The 1,150-nt window shown below is 66.3% G+C and carries 1 protein-coding gene; it reads right to left on the bottom strand.

Annotated elements, in window-relative coordinates; translation table 11 throughout:
• Positions 1–12: 12 nt before the first annotated feature.
• The coding region (gene bhcC, locus DJ029_RS21485; RefSeq protein WP_112324496.1) for a 3-hydroxy-D-aspartate aldolase BhcC at positions 13–1,150 on the bottom strand (1,138 nt) is incomplete at its 5' end.

Genomic DNA, 1,150 nt, shown 5'->3' with positions numbered 1-1,150 from the left:
GCGCCCGCCCGATCAATACGCCTTGCCGCGCGCCGACACAGGCCAGACGACCTCCACCTTGCCGCCGCGCACGCCCACGTACCAGTCGTGCACATTCGCCGTCGGATCGCAGTGACCTGGCACCAGCTTCAGCTTGTCGTTGACCTTCAGCACCCCGTCGGGATCGGCCACCACGCCATGCTCGTCCGAGCATTTCACGTATTCCACGTCGTCCCGCCCGTAGATCAGCGGCAGCCCGCTGTCCACCGACTGCGCCTTCAACCCGGCGTCCACGATCGCCTTGTCGGGCTTGGCGTGGCTCATCACGCTGGTCAGGATGAAGAACGCGTTCTCCCACTCGCCCGCGTCGATCCGCTTGCCGTCCTTGTCCAGGATCCGGCCATAGTCGGCGTCCATGAACGCGTAGGAACCGCACTGAAGCTCGTTGTAGACGCCCGAGTTGCTCTCGAAGTAATAGCTCCCCGTGCCCCCGCCCGAGACGAGGTCGGTCTCGATCCCCTCGGCCTTCAGCGTGTCGACCGCGTCCTTGACCTGCGCAATGGCGGCGTCGAGCTTGGCCTTGCGGTCCTCGAAACTGTCCATGTGCTGCATCGCGCCTTGGTAGGCCTGGATGCCGCGATAGGTCAGGTTGTCCGCCGCGCGCACCGCGCGGGCGATTTCCACGACATTCGGCGTGCCGATCACGCCGCAGCGGCCGGCGCCGCAGTCGATCTCGATGAAGACGCCAAGCTCGGTGCCGTGCTTCTGGGCAGCCGCGCTCAGGTCCGCGATGTTCGCGACGTCGTCGACGCAGACGATGACCTCGCCGCCGCTGACCTTCGGCATCCGCGCCAGCCGGTCGATCTTGGCCGGGTCGCGCACCTGGTTGGAGACGAGGATCTCCTTGATCCCGGCGCGGGCGAAAACCTCCGCCTCGGAGACCTTCTGGCAGCACACGCCGATGGCGCCGCCCAGCTCCATCTGCAGCTTCAGCACGTCGACCGACTTGTGCATCTTGCCATGGGCGCGGTGGCGCATCCCGTGGGCCTTGGCGTAGTCGCCCATCTTCTTGATGTTGCGCTCCAGCGCGTCCAGGTCCAGCACCAGGCAGGGCGTCTGGATGTCCGCCTCGTCCATCCCCGGAAGTGCGGGAACGTCGAAACCGACCTCA

The organism is Oceanibium sediminis (assembly GCF_003265325.1).
In the GTDB taxonomy this organism is placed as follows: Bacteria; Pseudomonadota; Alphaproteobacteria; order Rhodobacterales; family Rhodobacteraceae; genus Halovulum; species Halovulum sediminis.
The sequence above is the reverse complement of the archived record's forward strand: the minus strand, read 5'-3'. Positions and strand labels throughout refer to the sequence as shown.